Source organism: Mycobacterium angelicum (genome assembly GCF_002086155.1).
Taxonomy (GTDB): Bacteria; Actinomycetota; Actinomycetes; order Mycobacteriales; family Mycobacteriaceae; genus Mycobacterium; species Mycobacterium angelicum.
This window is the reverse complement of sequence record NZ_MVHE01000360.1, coordinates 1-321: the sequence shown is the minus strand read 5'-3', so window position 1 is coordinate 321 and position 321 is coordinate 1. Positions and strand designations below refer to the sequence as shown.

Below are 321 nucleotides of genomic sequence, written 5' to 3'. Positions count from 1 at the left end.
GGGCCACGGTGTTGACGTCGACTTTCATGATCAATCATTTCGAATTGTTCGGCCTACGGCAGGTGCATTTGGCTTGGCGCGGAAAGCCGTACACCGAGATCGGTTTTCAGGCTCATCTGCTCTACCGGTGGGTACGCCACCCGATCATGCTCGGATTCGTCGTCGCGTTCTGGGCGACGCCCATGATGACGGCGGGGCACTTGCTTTTCGCGATCGGCGCGACGGGCTACATCTTGGTCGCGTTGCAGTTCGAAGAGCGCGACCTACTCGCGGCGCTGGGCGACCAATACCGCGATTACCGCCGCGAGGTGTCGATGTTGT

At 60.1% G+C, this 321-nt stretch carries 1 protein-coding gene; it reads left to right on the top strand.

From position 1 onward, the window contains the following. Positions 1-321 (top strand): methyltransferase family protein (locus BST12_RS29800; RefSeq protein WP_425437442.1); only part of this gene is annotated, 321 nt, incomplete at both ends.